Genomic DNA, 16,038 nt, shown 5'->3' on the forward strand with positions numbered 1-16,038 from the left:
GGTAGTTATGATTCGAAAAATCCTCATTGCTAATCGGGGAGAAATTGCTCTTCGCGTTTTGCGTGCATGTAAAGAACTTGGTATAAAAACCGTAGCTGTTCACTCTACTGCTGATGCAGATGCAATGCATGTTCGTCTTGCTGACGAAAGTGTCTGTATTGGCCCTCCTCCTGCTCGAGATTCTTATTTGAGTATTCAGCAAATTATAGCTGCTTGTGAAATTACAGGAGCTGATGCCGTTCATCCGGGTTATGGTTTTCTTTCTGAAAATGCAAAATTTGCAGATGTTTTAGAAGCCCATGATATTACATTCATCGGCCCAACGGCTGCTCATATTCGAATCATGGGCGATAAAATTGAGGCCAAAAAAACTGCCAAAAAACTTGGTATTCCTGTCGTTCCTGGTTCAGATGGAGCTGTCACAGAAGAAGAAGATGCTTTACGCACTGCTCGTGAAATTGGTTATCCCGTTATTATCAAAGCGTCTGCCGGTGGTGGTGGACGTGGTATGAAAGTCGTTCATTCTGAACAAGAATTTTCGATAGCTCTTAAAACAACGCGTTCAGAAGCAAAAGCAGCCTTTGGTGATGACGCTGTTTATATAGAGAAATATTTAGAAAAGCCTCGTCATATTGAAATACAAGTTATAGGTGATGGTGCGGGAAATGCTATTCATTTAGGAGAACGTGATTGTTCACTTCAACGACGACATCAAAAAGTATGGGAAGAAGCTACATCACCTGCTCTTAATGAAACTGAAAGAAAAAAAATTGGTAGTATTGTTGCAAATGCCTGTGCTCAACTCGGATACCGTGGAGCTGGTACTGTCGAATTTCTTTATGAAAATGGTGAGTTCTATTTCATTGAAATGAATACGCGTTTACAAGTCGAACATCCTGTAACTGAAGAAATTACAGGTATAGATTTAGTTCATGAACAAATTCATATTGCATCAGGCTGCAAGCTTTCAGTGACACAAGATGATGTTTGTTTCTTCGGTCACGCCATTGAATGCCGTATTAATGCAGAAGATCCTCTTACCTTTACCCCGTCACCGGGAACCATTACACATTTTCATACCCCTGGAGGTTTAGGAATTCGTGTTGATTCAGGTGCTTATTCAGGTTATCGAATTCCTCCTTATTATGATAGCATGATTGGAAAGCTGATTGTTCATGGACGTACCCGTTTAGAATGTATGATGCGTTTACGACGTGCTTTAGATGAGTTTGTCGTGGATGGGATTAAAACGACACTTCCTCTCTTTCGTGAGCTCATTAACAATCAAGATGTTGCAAACGGTAATTATAATATTCACTGGCTAGAAAAATACCTTTCTCAGCAACAGACTTCTTCAGACTTTTGATTCAAGAACGATAGACTATCATCAGATTCTATAAGTAAGGATATTTCGACGCTACTGTAAACATCGTTAAAAAAGAAATAAGCTGATTATTTTTTATTTGTTATATAATTTTCTTTTAATATGTACAAAAATTGATAATTTTCTGTTTTCCTTTTTGTAAGTTTGTGCTAACTCCTACGTGGTTATGCCCTTATAGCTCAGTTGGTAGAGCACCTGATTTGTAATCAGGGGGTCGGGAGTTCGAGTCTCTCTGGGGGCACCATGCTCTTTTTTATCCAAAATAAGCTATTGGTTTTTCATACATTTTTTTAGCGTTAAGGGCGCTAGAATAAAAGTAAGGATGTGGGCTTTGAAAGTCTGTATGTTAAGATTTATGCTCTTTGCCTATTTCAATTAGCATTTTTAGAATCGCTTTCCATCTCTTTTACATCTATATATCATTCAAAGAATTAAAAATATTATTGTAGAATCTTTGATTATTTCATAAAAGGACTTTTCCCTATTGATCTAGGTGTATCTCTCAATAAGCTTTTTTCTATTCACATTAACTTACCACTTAATTTTATAGAAAAAGCGTTATAAATATATCTAATTTTTAGTCGTACTTGGAAAAAGTTTTACACTGTCAATACAAATCTTGCGTAAAATTTTATTCAATTAATATAAAAATGAAAAAAACTACTGTTAATCAATGAAAATTTTACTATGATTCTTACTTAAATTTTTCAGCTTTTCTTTATGAGAGTAAATCAGCTGTTTTCTTAAAGTTAATTTTTAACTGTAGTAGATATCTACATATTTTTATTAAAAAATTAAAATCTTTTAAAGAGTTTTCATATTAAATCATACTTATTTAAAATCAATATAAACTCATCATGATTAATATGTGTCATTCTCACAAATTTATGTTTTCTTAACTATCAGAAGAATAAGATATTCTTTTCGCACAACATAAATGATTTTTAGAGATTTTAAAAATATTGCTTTATGAAAAAACTTTTAAACAGGAAAACGAAATGATAAAAGTCATATTTGTCTTCATTAAGAATTATTATGTTTAAAAATAAAATTATTAAGATAGCCCACTCAAAGAATTGACTTATGAGGAGTTATTTTGCTTGAAACTTAAATAATTTTACAAAAACGCTTTAGAATGCGCATTAAAATGATTGACCTTTTGCAAGAACTTTGTAAAAAGACGTATTTGTTTTGGAGGGGTGGCCGAGCGGTTTAAGGCACCGGTCTTGAAAACCGGCGTGCAGGAGACTGTACCGTGGGTTCGAATCCCACCCCCTCCGCCACAGCACTTTTATCGTGCTATAACTTATTGATTTTATAGCTGTTTTTTAAGGTGCGGGATAAATAAATAAAGGTTCGGGAATAGGATTTTGCAACATACCTTTACAGAGCACATCTTTTTTTGCCAACTTTTTCCAATAATTTTTTAAATTCTGTCAAATCCTGTTGTGAAAAATTTTCTAAAGTTCTAACAAACATGCCAACAACTTCACGCCCAAATGAATCAGAAGGTTTTATTGTAAAACTCTTACGGCAAGAGTCAGCCTCTTTTCTTAAAAGAAAAGCTATATCTTGATTTAAAGCGTAGAGCTTAATGATCTTTTCTTCCATGCCAACGGGTACAGATTTTTTGCCAATCTCAACAGAAGACAAAAATGATACAGATACATCTAATTTCTCAGCCATATCTAAAAGGCGTTCAGAGTGATCAATACGAAGTTTGCGTAAAATTTTGCCAAATGATGTAAGCATATAAAAAGTCCTATTAGAGAAGAAATATTTCTGCTGATTCTAACAAATCTTTTTCAAACTTTCCTCAATTATTACGAATCAGCACTTCTTTTCGAGGTGCTTTTTTTGCTGTACCTGCTGTCCAAAGGGTCTCTACTTCTAAAAAATCAAAATCTTTAAAGATCTCTCTTACAGCATCACAATCATTCAGACTCAAAACAAATTTGCCTTGAATACCTTTAAGAACTTTTGCCATGCTCTCAAAATCATCTTCAACAAAATTACCAGAGCTATAGCATTTCTTCTTTATAAGATAAGGTGGGTCTAAATAAAACAAACTATCGGGCGCATCAAATAACTTCACAACCCGTTCCCACGATATGTTTAAAATAACTGTATTAAGCAGTTTTTTCCTAACACGTTTCATCCTTACTAAAAGTTTGTCCGGATTAAAGCTTACCGTTTTTTTTCCTACAAAGCTAAAAGAGTAGTAATCTTCTTTCCCATACATCACACAACGTTGGAGAAACAAAAAGCGTGCTGCTCTTTCAACTTTGGAGAGGCTCTCTGGGTCAATAGCAGCAAGTTCAAAAAACAACTGTCTTGAACAAACAAACCACTCTAATCGTTTGGCTAAATCATCAAAGTCATTTTGAACACATTGAAACAGATTCGTGATCTCTCCATTCAAATCATTAATGACGGAATATTTCGCTGGTCTTTTGTTTAGAAAAATGACACCTGAACCTAAAAACGGTTCAACATAGGTTTCATGATCAATACTATTTAAAATCGGTATAATTTTCTTACGTAGATAATGTTTTCCACCCATCCACGCAAACAGTGTCTGTGTAAAATCTTGTTTTGTCATATCTTTAAAGGAAAAGTTTTGTAGGCTCTAATTTTTGGTGAACCACTGTTTTAAATGTGCAATGACATTATCTATCGCATCCATGAAGCGTGCAAAATCAAGGATAAGTAAAAAAAGAAAAAATGCTATCCATTTCATCAAGCGTGACATCATTTTCACGCTTTGATAGGTGATGATCATTTCTTGAAGCATTTCTTTTTCTGCTTCTGTAAGCTTTGTGTGTTTTGTCGTTTTTTTTCTAACCATGTTTCCACCCACACAAGCGTTCACCTTGCTCATTATGCTTTAAGATCTCTCTTGCTAAGTTTGAGCTAATGGTGTTCAGGTCTTGTCGGCTTAAATAAATAGGTAACCAACCAACACAAGAAGAAGCATATTTATTTGTCGCGCAACCAGTGAGAGAGAGCAGCAAGCACATCAGCATCACTTTTTTTGTTAATTTCATTTTCTACCTCAAGCCGTGCTGTTGCTGCCTTTAAAGCACTTTCTGTTTGCTTTTGCTGTTCAACCTTTTTTCCAAGGGTAAAAGCTCTTGCTAAGGCAATAAAAAAAGCGGCTAAAGCCGCACCTGTTAGCATCAAGTTTCTTTTCATCCATAAGATCATAGGCGGTGCTCCTGAAAGCGTTTAGCAATAAAGAAAATGCCAGTACATGCGGCTAAAACCATAATGGTTGCCAAAGCCCATTGAACTGGACCATTCCCCGCTAAAAAACCACCAAGCCCTGAGAAAGAACCAATAATCGGTGCCAATGCTTCTGCTTTGAGAAAACCTGTTGGTTGATTCATTTCTACTGTTTGATAATTAGAAGAAACATAAGCCCCTTTCGCCCATAGCCCTGCCTCTGCTACACGCCTGTGTACGAGACCTTGTAAACGTTTTCCACCCGCTTTGGTCCATTTTTGTAATTCGAAGGGAACGGCTTCATAATCCCCCCGATTAAGCCTTTTAAGCAATGTAGAGCTTTGGAAAGCTGCAATACCCACATTATAACAAAAGGAAACAAGAGCGCCGAACTGTTCATCGCTTAAATTCACACAAACTGCTTTTTCTACCGCCCTCTCATATTGCTGCAAATCTGCTAAAAGCATGGTTTCGGCTTTTTTTTCCGTAATCACCATGCCCTCAATAACTGTTGGTTTACCGGCTTTTTTCGTATGACCATAACCAATCGTCCATACGCCAGAAGCATCTTGATAAGCCTGCAAGCGCAAACCTTCCCACTTTTTTAAACAATATAAACAGTCTTTACTTATTTTCCGTGCCATTGTTCAATTCACCTTATAAATATACCTTTATGAGTACTGCTCCGTCACCGCCGTCGCCGCCAATTTTGTCGCCTCCGTGTTTCCCATCAAAATATCCGCCGCCGCCGCCGCCACATTCTTTACCACCTCTACCACCGTTACCGCCTTTGTAACTCTCACCACCCTGCCCCATGATAGAACCCTTGCATTGACCACCACCTCCTCCGCCACCGCCAAGAAAAGAACTTCCTCCGGTACCTGCTCTCTTGCCGTCGACCCCACTCCCGCCACCATTACCACCAGAAAAAATAAAGCTCTCACCACTGGTGCCCCCTCTGTTTCCTCCTCCATCACCGCCTTTCCCTCCAAAGTTAACAAAAATCATGGAGACGGAATATCCTCCTTCTGCAGTAACAAGTCCTTTGATCATTGTTCTACCACCATTGCACAAAACATTACTGTCATTGCCTTTACCACCACGACCAATGTAAGCTGTTTTTAATTTATCTAAATCAGAACCTTTCATTTTAAGATGCACGCATTGACCGCCGCCGCCGCCGCCATCTTTAACACCACCACCTCCACCGCCCCAAGCCCATACTTCGATATCGGTCTCAGCAGTAATACCATCAGGCAATGGAATATCTCCGCTTTCTGTCATCAGAATTTCAACAGGTTTTCTAACCCCGCCACCATTATTGCCGTTACCAGCACCGCTGCTATTGCTACTATTTGCTTTAATTGAAGCCATCAGTTTGGCTGGTGAGATAAGTGCATCCACTGTCTTTGTGCCATCAATCCAGTCTTTTTTGGCAAGAGGTTGAATGAGATCAACTTTTTTCTGCAAATTGCGTGCTGTATCTTGCGCTTTATTGGCTGCTGTTTGTGCAGTGGTCGCAATCGTTTTTGCTTCACTTGCAACATGAAGCCCTTGTTTTACATCGTCTTCAACTTTATCAATTTTAGCAATCTGTGTACGTTCTTGAGACGTTAAGATAAGATGCTTATTTCCCTCTTTCATATTATCCATATCAAAGGCATCTTTTTCTATTGTATCTGGATCATAAACTGATTTTGACATACCAAAAGACTTTGATGCTACGAAATAGCTAATGGTATTTTTGAGATCTGCCGGAGATATGGGATAATAAACGCCTTCAATTCCCTTATGCCACTTTTCTATTGTTGGTTGGCTAGGGCTTAACCATCGTAGCTTTGATCTTTCCTCTGTTGTCAAAATCTTTTTTGTAGGACCCTCACTCATATTTTCCATAGAAAATGCATTTGCCCCCACATTGTCGGGGTCATATGTCGCAGCCTTCATATCGCCAATCCCTAAAGGCGATATTTTTACCCAGCCAGCGCCTGATAAAATCGTATTTTCATGAGCTTCACCACTTGCTTCAATATCGTGGATTGTGACCTTATCTTTGTAAGCAAGAGCTCCAATATCTCTCTTTGCAACAGCATCATCAGCCTTTTTCCCTTGAGCAGCAGTTGCAAAATATTCTACCTCATAAGCTGCTGCACTCCCCACTGAAACAGGTGCAAGAGCCTTACTATCTGAAACACCTTCTTTGACTTCTTTCTTTGTTGCTGGTTCAAGCTTAAAGATATGCGTATGATAGGGTAATGGCATCGCGGTTCATTCCTTAGTAAGTCTGTTTTTGAGATTTTTGGGGATGAGAGACTGTAATTCATCAATAAGTTTTTGCATGGTCTCTATGCGTTGATCTGTCGCTTCTTGATACTCTGCCAAAGCGCTTAAAAGATCATGATGTATGTCGCTTTTGACGAGATCAAGCACCTTATTCAATGGCGCATGAACCATTCTATTGCTTGCATAAAAAAGGACGCGGATTTGCTCCGCGTCCGCAATATCATCAATAGCAGACGGATTATTGATCATCTGAAAACCTTATGATTTTATGGCATAAACAACCGTAGTATTAACAGGGCGCGTTTCTGCCTCGCCCGTTGAAGAAAGTGTTACCTTATGCGTATGCACTCCAGCAGGTTGTGTTATCCCTGTAAGGGTTTGATAGTGATAACTGGGGTTCCTTCTGCCAATATCATTGGCGCTCCATCCAACTCCAGCATACTGAAACTCATGTGCGTGCTGCCCCGCCGATTCAACACTACAAGCATGTGTATGCGATTTAAGGCTATCTTGCTGTATATCGGCAAATTTTCTACTTCTGTCTAAACCACGACCATTGTCAAAGCCGCGCAAAAACACTCCTCTAAAATCTGGAACTTTAAAGGTTGTATCGCTGTCTTTTCCCCATTTATCCCCTATCGCCTTGAATAATTGCGGATAATCTTTGCGTTCATATGTAGCACCATCACATAAAAGCCAACCGTTTGGCACTTCTTGCATAGCAAAGGTCGCAATAAACCCGCAAGGAAAGGTTTCGACCTTTGGTGGTGGAATGGGGGTAGGATTTAAAAGATACCAGCCATCAAGATCTTTTGTTGATGCGCCATCATTATAGACAATTTCATAAATACCCCCTTTTTGTAACTCACCGCCTATCAATGGCACTATCCCCGTATTGGTAGCTTTATAGAGTGGCTTTGCTCCCATACTATTCATGTTTATTGTTGTCGTGCCAATATTCATACCACGCGCCTTAAAACGGATAATGATATCGTTTTTATATTTCGCTATTGGCGAAACCGTCGTCAACGTAATTGATGTTGTTTGTTCCTTTGCATTCACAATAAACTTTGAGTCAAGAGAACCACCATTATCGGCAAGATATTCACGTATACGCTGCATCATGACCCGCGCACTATCATTAACAGAACTAGGCGGCTGCCCTTCTGCCCAATTAATGATACTATCGGAATTGGCATTTTGATCAGCTGTGAGTGACCAGTCATAAATATCAGACATGATAAGCCCCCGTTCTTCTTAATAGCTCTTGGCGCAATTGCTCTTCTTTTTGCCGCCCATAGGAACCAACAGATTGCCGCCTAGAGGGATCAATGAGAGGTGTTAAATCTGTCGGGCGCCCAGTCGATTGTGAGAAACCCGCCATGACTGGTTGCTGCAACATTTGTTGCTGTACCATCTGTGCCTGCTGTTTTTGTCGTTCTCCATTCTCTCTCATTAAATGAAGCAAGCCGGAAAAGCCCTTTTTAAGAGCACCTGCATCAATACCTTGTGCTTGTAATGGTGTGGTTTCCATAACCTGTCCTGTTAAATTGTCTCTGCTTTCAGGTGCCATCATTCTGTTTGGAAATGGCGTGTCATATGCCATCAATTGGTTGCCCCCTTGATCACCTTGCCCCACCTGATTACCTTGAAGTGTCTTTTGAAGCCTCTCAACCCCACGCAAAGGACCCACATCGTTTGGTGCCGCTTGTCCATTGCTTTGGTTTTGCTGTATCGTTCTCTTCAAAGCATCTCCCGTTTTATTGTAAAGCCCATAAATATGATTCATGAAATCCCCTGCTGTAGCTTCCATGTTGCCACCGTTGAGTGTGACTGCCTGTCGACCTAAAAGCTGGCTTGCTGGGATATGTGGATTTTTGATAAGCTTTACTGCCCCTGCTGGTCCTTGTTGGTGTGCGAGGTAAAGCTCTGCCTCTGATGGCTCTCTGCCTAATGCTGTGGCTAAATAACGTGTATTATCCTTCGTTAACCGTGCCATAGCATCGGTTGCTTGAAAGGGATCAAACTTGTTATTGAGTTGATAGTGTTTTGCTGTTGAATCGAGAAATTGATACAGCCCTCCCGCACTGCTGTTCTTATTTCTTGCATTTGGATTACCATTACTTTCTATCATAGCAACACGTTCAAGAAAGCTTTCTGGCAAACCATATTTTTGTGCTGCCTGTGAGATAGCACGCTTTACATTGGGATGAAAATTGATCATTAGTTTATAACCGTTCTATCAGCACTGCTATTCAAAAGAATGCCAATAAAATTGAAGAATTTTGTGTGGTCTTCTTTGGTTATTAAGCGTTTCTTTTCTGCTTCATGAAACTTCTTAATTAATTCAACGGCTTTTTCTCTTGCTAACCCAAAGTCTCCTTTTTCCCGCGCTGTTATAAGCGCTGCAATATCTCTCTCAGTATCTTTATGGACGCTTGAGAATTTGCGTCCAAATTTCTCTAAGAAATTTTTTACAACTGCCTTGATGAAAGCAATCTTTCCTATACCCATAGTCTGTTGTGCCCCCCTCTCTTCCACTTCACCTATATGGTTTGGCAATCGTGCAAAAAGCTTTGTTCTTTCCACTTCTGGTCGCAACACTTTCATAAGTTGCTTAGCTTTATCCTCACCAAAAATACGCTGCAATTTTTCTTGACCATTTTTTGTGTCAAACAAACTCAAAAGACTGTGTTCAAAATTCTGTGCATTGCCTGCCGCAGTTTCTATTTGTGACCGTACACCTTTTTGAAAAGCCTCTTTTTCCATTAACCCCAAATCTGAAAGTTGGCTGTTGATTGTATCAAGATTAACGCTCTTCTTCAGTGCTTGCTCTCCTTGCTCGAGGGCATCACCGATAGTACGCTCGTCATAATAAATTTTCCGTGCCTTCGCATAATCTGGAGATGACGTATCCAAAATGTCCAGAATGCGTTGTTTGAAATCAGTCAAATCTCGAGCATATCCCCATTTTCCTTTGATACGTGCAGAATTAATTTGATCATCCAAAACCTCTTTCATCTTATGTAAAATTCGCATATTCAGCTTTGGATATCCATTGCTCCCTATAACTGTTGCATCCGCTTCATTTGGCATTTGTGCAATTGCTTTTTTGTATGCTTTTTGGAATGCGGGGGTTTCTTGCAAGCGCGATAAATCTTCACGAACAGCATTTGAAATGGGAGAAGCTTTTGCCCTCTCATAAAATGGTTCAGCCTTTTTCTGTGCTTGCTTAATAATTTCTTCTTTTAAATTGAGCGTATCGACCTTTGGACCCAACACCTCTGTCAAGGCATCACTTACTCGCTTATCACTGGCATATTGTCTTTCATTCAAACGATTACTTATGAGTGAATAGGTATCGTGATCTTTTTTTGCCGCCTTAAAAACTCTCGTAGCAAGACCATCATGAAGATCAATAATCATTGAATCAGGACCACGCTGTTTTAATGCCCTTTCAAGCTTATCAACACCTTCATCCCCTAAAGTTTGGCTTACATCCCTAAGCGCTCTATCGCTTATCTGAAATGCCTCTTTTTCTATACCTTGTGTTATTGGTTCAGTTTTACCAAACAATTTTCCAACTGTGTTTTTGAGAGCCTCAGGTGTTTTTTTCACAATAGCAGGCGTTTTTTTAAGTGATCTTGTCGCAAAAGATGTTGCTTTTGATACACCACTGGCAACAAATGGCGTTGCAGCACCTAACCCTGCACCTAACCCAGCAGACACTAGAGTATCTGCAAGCCCTTCCCCCTCACCACTGCCTGCTATTCCACCATAAATGGCTCCAGCTTTTGCTGCACGCCCCAAGCTAAATTTTGCCGCCTCTTTACTTGCTACTGCTTTCATTGCTGCTTCACCTGCAGCTTTTGCCGCTGCCCGTTCCGCACCCTCTGCTAAAGCAGATTGCACCGCCCTTTCTCCTGCTGCTAAAGCTTTACTGGTTATTTGTGCTCCTGCAACACCAGCTCTACCTCCCAAGACAACATCAGCCCCAATTGCCGCACGAGCCGCCGCAGCAGCAGCAGCCCCTCCCGCAGGAGGAAAGAGCGCAGAAGCAATTATGGGTGCCGCAGCACCCGTTAAATTCCCAGCAAGAGATAAATAAAAATGATCTCGGTTCGCCGCTCTTTGATAATCACGCCATCGCTTTGTTACTTCATTATATTTTTTAACTGCCTCTTTATCTCCCATCCAATAAGCAATAGGACCTGCTTCTAATATTCCAGCTAATTCATCATCATACCCCATGGTTAACCCATGAAGAGCACCCCATCCAAAAGCACCCGCTGCACTTGGATGTGGATCATTTTCTGCTGTGATCGCATTATTTTCTGCAAAAGAACCCCTCAGCCTTTCCTTATTCTTCGCGAAAAGCTCTTGAAGTTGTTCTGGTGTATAGTCACTTATATGCCCAATGACTCTTGTGTTTTTACGATTAATAAGAGGAGGAATTACTTCAGCCATTGGTTTGTTTCTCCTTAATGCGCCCGTCACTATCAATAAACAATACACCTTCCGGTAATGCTTCTATCTGTTTTTCTAGTGGATCATTTGACTGTGCATGATTTCCCTTATAAGCATCTTGCCCATAGGCGGCTCGAACGAGCTCGTTTGTTGCTTCTGCACCACCAAAAAGAATTGCGCGCGTTGCTGCATTGGATTTATTGAAAGTGTCAATAACTGTTTTTAAAGATTTCTTCATTTGCTCTGCAGAAAGATCTTGATACAACGCCGCTACAGAGTTTTGCAATGCTTGCAATTCCATATTAGACAAATTCCCAAAGCCAGATGCGCCATTTGGTGAAAATGCTTTTGCTTTTCTCAAGGCATCAAGCCCGATACTTGCCTTCAATGAATCGAGCATATGCCCAAAATCTTTTGCCTTAAAACCAGGTATGAATGACTCTATAGAACCCGTGAAACCAACAACATGCGGGTGTTCCTCAACAATTTTTAGCAATTCTTTAGATGCTGAGAGTATACGATTTGATCTGTCCTCTGTATCCAGAATTTGCATTTGTGTTTGTTGGTTTTTACGCTCCTCCTCCTTCTGTTCTTGAATTAATTTATGTTCTGCACCACTGCCTGCAATTGGCACCGCACGTATCCCACCAGGTGCTTTTTTATCCTTAATATACATATAACCTGCTTCAGGCTTTGACAGCATGCCATCGGTATTCCCTCCTAATCCGGAAGCAGTGGAAAGCTGTCCTCCTTGGACAGGTATAATTTTCCCTGTGCTTGTTGAGACTTGGAAAGTCATATTCTCAGGCAATCCCTGCTCTGCCTTTTCTTCCGCTGTCAATGTCCTATAGCCTTCTTGAGGGCTTAACGTGCTGCCTATAACTTTCATGGCAAGATCTGGATATTGCACAAGGGCTTGTGCGTCTTTATCACTATATCCTTTAGAGCGTAAAAACTCAAAAATTGGTCTATTTTGAGCACGTATATTATTGCCCTGCCGCATAACAAGTGCCGCATTTGAAAAACTTTCCTGTGGTGTCTTCCCTGATGCAAGCCCCGCAAAAAAATCCATTAAATGCTCGGAAAATTCTGATTTTCTAAAACGCTCCCATAAGCTACTTGGGTCTGCATCTTTATGAATAAAATTTCCAACTGCGTTTACATAATCGGTTGCCTGTTCGGGCTTAGCATTTGCTTTTAAATGTTCTTCTTCTTGAATAGGCATATGAGAAAGTTTTTCTTCATTGACAGGGCTGCTCTCCTGCGGATTCTCTGCCATAGATCTGTTGTTGATCTCTGTAATATAATCCATCACATCTTTTTGCTGTCGCCCAGCTTCATCCCCACTAGACTGATCAATGTTCCCAACAAGTGGAGATTGAGGGATCATTGATGTAACGCCTCCCTGCTCTGAGAAGTCATGTTTTTGTTGCTCTGGTGCCTCTTGTATCTTAACAGTATCCTTTGAAACATCCGGCAAGGGAGGCATTTGGCGTTTTAAATCATCCGTAGACATAATCAATTCTGCTGGCGTTTTTTTCCCAACGTCTCCTCCTCCTGTTTGAGAGCCGCGAATAAGCTCTGTAGGACTCAATTTTTGTGGAGTATCAGCCCCATTGTTCGCATCAAAAGGGTTTGTGCTAAAAGCAGCACGTTCTAAAAAACTTGGCTTGTATCGTCCTTCAAACGGTGTGTTTGAAGGCGTGGAATATTTTTGAAAAAAATATTTAGGTAACTGAAAAAAACCCTGATGTATTAAAGGACGCAAAACTTTTGGATTCATAAATAGTGATAAAGTATTAAAGCTGTTTTGTTCCATCACTGCACCCTTTCCATTTCAAATCCAAGCTTGCCATAATCCACATGCAAAAAGCCTGTGGTATTATGCAAGAAAACAGCTTCAGGCTTTAACTTCAAAACATCTTGTGCCATCACCCCGCGATAGCGCTCTGGATAGCCCTTGTAATTATACTCATAGAGTTTATAGCCATTTCTCTGCCCCACTTGCACGATATTTTCTTTCGCTCTGATGTCGCTAAGCCCAGCAAAAGTACCAAGGATAGTTCCAACATTTCCAACAATCTCCCACGGATTAGGTTTTGGCTGTGGCGTCAATGTCGTCATTTGTCCTGTTCGCGTTCCATAATTTCCAGCAACAGCCCCACCAGCTGTAAGCAACTTACTTAACTGGTCCCAATCAAGATTGTTCTGCTGCTCCCATTTTTGCCGCTCTTCATCTAATTGCCGTTGATGATTGGCATCAAGCACACTCCCTCCCGTCAACGCATTAAGATTTGCCTGACCTTGACCTTGAAAGAAGTTATTGGCGCCCGCCAACTGATTTTGGTTTGCTTGGTCAATGAGACCATTGGCATTCATCATGTTGTTGACATCTTGGTTATATTGCTGTGATAGAGCTTGTGTTGCTATGCCCCCCAATTCATCAGCCAAAACCCCAGTATGCGCCCCAGAACCATAACGCCCAGCACCTGCCAATGAACTATTAATAGAATTTGTTGCTTTATTTAATGTGTTTTGAAGTGCTTCATTAAAATAAGGGTTATTGCCTATTTGCTGCCCTGAAGCCATATTTTTTAAGTTTTGGCTTGTTGAATTTTGCCCTGTGGCTATTCCATTTAAATAATTGTTATCATAGTTATGCGTATTATTGCTAAGCCCATTAATCGCATTCTTTGTCTGATCACTTAACCCCGCAACTCGCTGCCCGTCATAAACGGCTTTTCCGCTACCTTGATTATAAAAAGTCATGGCATCTTGAGCTGCGTGTTCAAAAATACCTTTTGCCCATTCAGGGGGTGCATTTGTTTGCGTCGTATTTTGGGTATTCTGGATTGGTTTAGAACTTTTTCCCATGTTAAAGCTGCTTTCTATATTCTAAAAGATTAACGAAATATCCATGCGATTTAAGAGATTTTTCCCACCCTCGCCTGCCTATGATGACAAGCTCTTTTGCCCCTTTTTCCTTGTAATAGGCTTCAATCTGAGTGATAAGCTTTGTTAAGGGCGCTCCTCCCTTTCCACCAAGCGTGACAATAACCGCCCTTAATGCTCCAGTGACGAGTTCCTGTAACTGTGTTGTGACATGCGCCATAAAGTTTTCATGCGCATCAACGATAATCCAAAGAACTTTTTCTCCCTTCAAAATATCGTTTAAAATGGTCTCTGTATTATAATCATCAGGAAATTTTTGATTAAAGTAAGCTATCGATTTTATGACATTCTCAAAATAGGGCGCCATTTGTTTAGCGCTCCATTTTTCTGTATTATAGATCTTAAAACTCATCTTATGCCCGCGGGTTTGAGCGTTACATCAAAGCCTGTTATATGTGTCCATGGCGTGCCTTCTGGTATTCTCAGACGCAAGGCGTGATAACGCGCTCGTGAGCGGATATTATACATCCCAATATTATAGCCGGCATAACGCTCTTTAGCCCAATTTAATTGGTTCTTGTTGTCAATGATAAATGCCGCCCCAACACTTAAAAAACCTTTTGTTGTATCCGCTTGAACAAAAGCCTCACTCATCAGGTTGATTTGCCTGCCCGTATCCCCCACAATTTGTGAAGCAATAACTGCTTCCATCGGAGGACCTGCAAAAAAACCAAATGTGTTGTCTGGCGTAAAGGCTCCCAAAACAGGCGCACCATTTTGCCACATTTTACTATCAAGAGAAGCTGGTAAATCTTTCAAGCTCTCTTGTACTTCGTCTAAGCCTTCTAATGTATAACCGGCTGCAAAAAGGGGAAATAAGAGAAGGTTCTGCCCCTTAATGACACTCCATATTTGCAAAAGCCAATCATAAACATAAATATGCATCCCTTCGGTGTTATCATTGATAGAAAAATAAACACGAGAATAGACCGGATCAATACATGCCCTCATCTCATCAATGGCAAAGTTATTGTAAAGTGTGAAGATAGTTTTATCGACTTTGCCAAAGCCAATAGGGAGCATTTCACCCACACTGTTGATTTGATAAAAACCATCATCAGAGACAAAGAAAGTACAGTCTCCACGGCTTGCAATTGCTGTGCTGCTTTTCGCGCCTATTTTGTCTTTTATTTTTGCAAAACTGAATATAATTTTAGAGCCTGGTACAAAGGTTGCATGATAAATGGCGGAGCGCATAAAAATAAGTGGATTTGTTGATTCCGTAGACCCTTGAACGTATTCACCATCAGGAAAATCTTGATAATCGCAACTTTTCTCCCCAACCGTCCAATGTGTTGCATCATTCAAACCAGACCACTGAACACGGTTTGGCTTATCTGTTAGTTGCATCAGGCAAACAAAATCACCCCACACACGCACAAGTCCAGCACGCGGCGGATTACCACTCAAATCACAAAACTTTTCATCTGTTTTCAACGAAAGCATTTGTGGTGGGTCATTGCTATTAACAGCAATGATATGGTCCCCAAAGGAGGCAAAAGACCAAAGCGCAGTCTCATTGGCGTGATATTGTGTGTGAGGCTTGCTAATGTCTTTCCAGCCGCGCGTGCTGTTGTCATATTCATAAAGCTTTGTTGGTGCGCCCACAATGATGCGCACACCACCCAATGAGCGCACAGCATAGACTCCCAAAATCACATCTGGAAAAGGATCTGAAACCGGCGCCACAATGGGAAACGGAATATATGAATTTGGTGCAGGCAAAA

The 16,038-nt window shown here is 40.4% G+C and carries 16 protein-coding genes and 2 tRNA genes; 3 read left to right on the forward strand and 15 right to left on the reverse strand.

Annotated elements, in window-relative coordinates:
• Nucleotides 1–7: 7 nt before the first annotated feature.
• From accC to PVV65_RS01790, 3 genes are all read left to right on the forward strand, one after another.
• Nucleotides 8–1,366, forward strand: a complete 1,359-nt coding sequence (gene accC / locus PVV65_RS01780; RefSeq protein WP_273754111.1) for an acetyl-CoA carboxylase biotin carboxylase subunit — start codon at nt 8–10, stop codon at nt 1,364–1,366.
• 186 nt (nt 1,367–1,552) lie between these two features.
• Nucleotides 1,553–1,628: transfer RNA gene (locus PVV65_RS01785), tRNA-Thr, on the forward strand.
• A gap of 949 nt (nt 1,629–2,577) precedes the next feature.
• A tRNA-Ser gene (locus PVV65_RS01790) sits at nt 2,578–2,667 on the forward strand.
• A 100-nt stretch (nt 2,668–2,767) separates the two neighbouring features.
• Here the strand turns inward: PVV65_RS01790 and PVV65_RS01795 are convergent.
• The 15 genes from PVV65_RS01795 to PVV65_RS01865 all read right to left on the reverse strand — a co-directional run.
• Nucleotides 2,768–3,136, reverse strand: a complete 369-nt coding sequence (locus PVV65_RS01795) for a helix-turn-helix domain-containing protein (protein WP_273788968.1) — start codon at nt 3,134–3,136, stop codon at nt 2,768–2,770.
• Between the two features lie 64 nt (nt 3,137–3,200).
• The gene (locus tag PVV65_RS01800; RefSeq protein WP_273788969.1) at nt 3,201–3,986 is read right to left on the reverse strand and encodes a DNA adenine methylase; all 786 of its coding nucleotides are present in this window, start codon (nt 3,984–3,986) and stop codon (nt 3,201–3,203) included.
• 27 nt (nt 3,987–4,013) lie between these two features.
• Nucleotides 4,014–4,232, reverse strand: a complete 219-nt coding sequence (locus tag PVV65_RS01805; protein ID WP_273721277.1) for a hypothetical protein — start codon at nt 4,230–4,232, stop codon at nt 4,014–4,016.
• A complete protein-coding gene (locus PVV65_RS01810; RefSeq protein ID WP_273788970.1) occupies nt 4,225–4,431 on the reverse strand; it encodes a hypothetical protein in 207 nt (68 codons plus the stop codon). Before PVV65_RS01810 ends, PVV65_RS01805 begins: the two co-directional genes overlap by 8 nt.
• Nucleotides 4,364–4,591, reverse strand: a complete 228-nt coding sequence (locus PVV65_RS01815; RefSeq protein ID WP_273788971.1) for a hypothetical protein — start codon at nt 4,589–4,591, stop codon at nt 4,364–4,366. The genes PVV65_RS01810 and PVV65_RS01815 overlap by 68 nt, the downstream gene beginning before the upstream one ends.
• Entirely contained in the window at nt 4,588–5,253 is a 666-nt protein-coding gene (locus tag PVV65_RS01820) for a lysozyme (RefSeq protein WP_273788972.1), read from the reverse strand. The genes PVV65_RS01815 and PVV65_RS01820 overlap by 4 nt, the downstream gene beginning before the upstream one ends.
• A gap of 13 nt (nt 5,254–5,266) precedes the next feature.
• Nucleotides 5,267–6,871 carry a hypothetical protein gene (locus PVV65_RS01825; RefSeq protein ID WP_273788973.1) on the reverse strand — a complete coding sequence of 535 codons (1,605 nt, stop codon included), beginning with the start codon at nt 6,869–6,871 and terminating at the stop codon, nt 5,267–5,269.
• A 6-nt stretch (nt 6,872–6,877) separates the two neighbouring features.
• Nucleotides 6,878–7,141: a hypothetical protein gene (locus tag PVV65_RS01830; RefSeq protein WP_273721760.1), complete on the reverse strand. Its 264-nt coding sequence runs from the start codon at nt 7,139–7,141 to the stop codon at nt 6,878–6,880.
• A gap of 9 nt (nt 7,142–7,150) precedes the next feature.
• Nucleotides 7,151–8,131, reverse strand: coding sequence for a phage tail protein (locus PVV65_RS01835; RefSeq protein WP_273782871.1), 981 nt, complete (start codon nt 8,129–8,131; stop codon nt 7,151–7,153).
• A complete protein-coding gene (locus tag PVV65_RS01840) occupies nt 8,124–9,116 on the reverse strand; it encodes a transglycosylase SLT domain-containing protein (RefSeq protein WP_273788974.1) in 993 nt (330 codons plus the stop codon). Before PVV65_RS01840 ends, PVV65_RS01835 begins: the two co-directional genes overlap by 8 nt.
• Complete coding sequence (locus PVV65_RS01845; protein WP_273788975.1) at nt 9,116–11,359, reverse strand: hypothetical protein; 2,244 nt, start codon at nt 11,357–11,359, stop codon at nt 9,116–9,118. Before PVV65_RS01845 ends, PVV65_RS01840 begins: the two co-directional genes overlap by 1 nt.
• The gene (locus tag PVV65_RS01850; RefSeq protein ID WP_273788976.1) at nt 11,352–13,178 is read right to left on the reverse strand and encodes a hypothetical protein; all 1,827 of its coding nucleotides are present in this window, start codon (nt 13,176–13,178) and stop codon (nt 11,352–11,354) included. Before PVV65_RS01850 ends, PVV65_RS01845 begins: the two co-directional genes overlap by 8 nt.
• Nucleotides 13,178–14,233 carry a tail fiber domain-containing protein gene (locus PVV65_RS01855; protein ID WP_273788977.1) on the reverse strand — a complete coding sequence of 352 codons (1,056 nt, stop codon included), beginning with the start codon at nt 14,231–14,233 and terminating at the stop codon, nt 13,178–13,180. The genes PVV65_RS01850 and PVV65_RS01855 overlap by 1 nt, the downstream gene beginning before the upstream one ends.
• 1 nt (nt 14,234) lies before the next feature.
• The gene (locus PVV65_RS01860; protein WP_004854271.1) at nt 14,235–14,618 is read right to left on the reverse strand and encodes a hypothetical protein; all 384 of its coding nucleotides are present in this window, start codon (nt 14,616–14,618) and stop codon (nt 14,235–14,237) included.
• Nucleotides 14,619–14,659: 41 nt separating this feature from the next.
• On the reverse strand, nt 14,660–16,038 hold a 1,379-nt coding region (locus tag PVV65_RS01865; protein WP_273788979.1), incomplete at its 5' end, for a hypothetical protein.

This window comes from Bartonella sp. ML70XJBT (assembly GCF_028618425.1).
Classification (GTDB): Bacteria; Pseudomonadota; Alphaproteobacteria; order Rhizobiales; family Rhizobiaceae; genus Bartonella.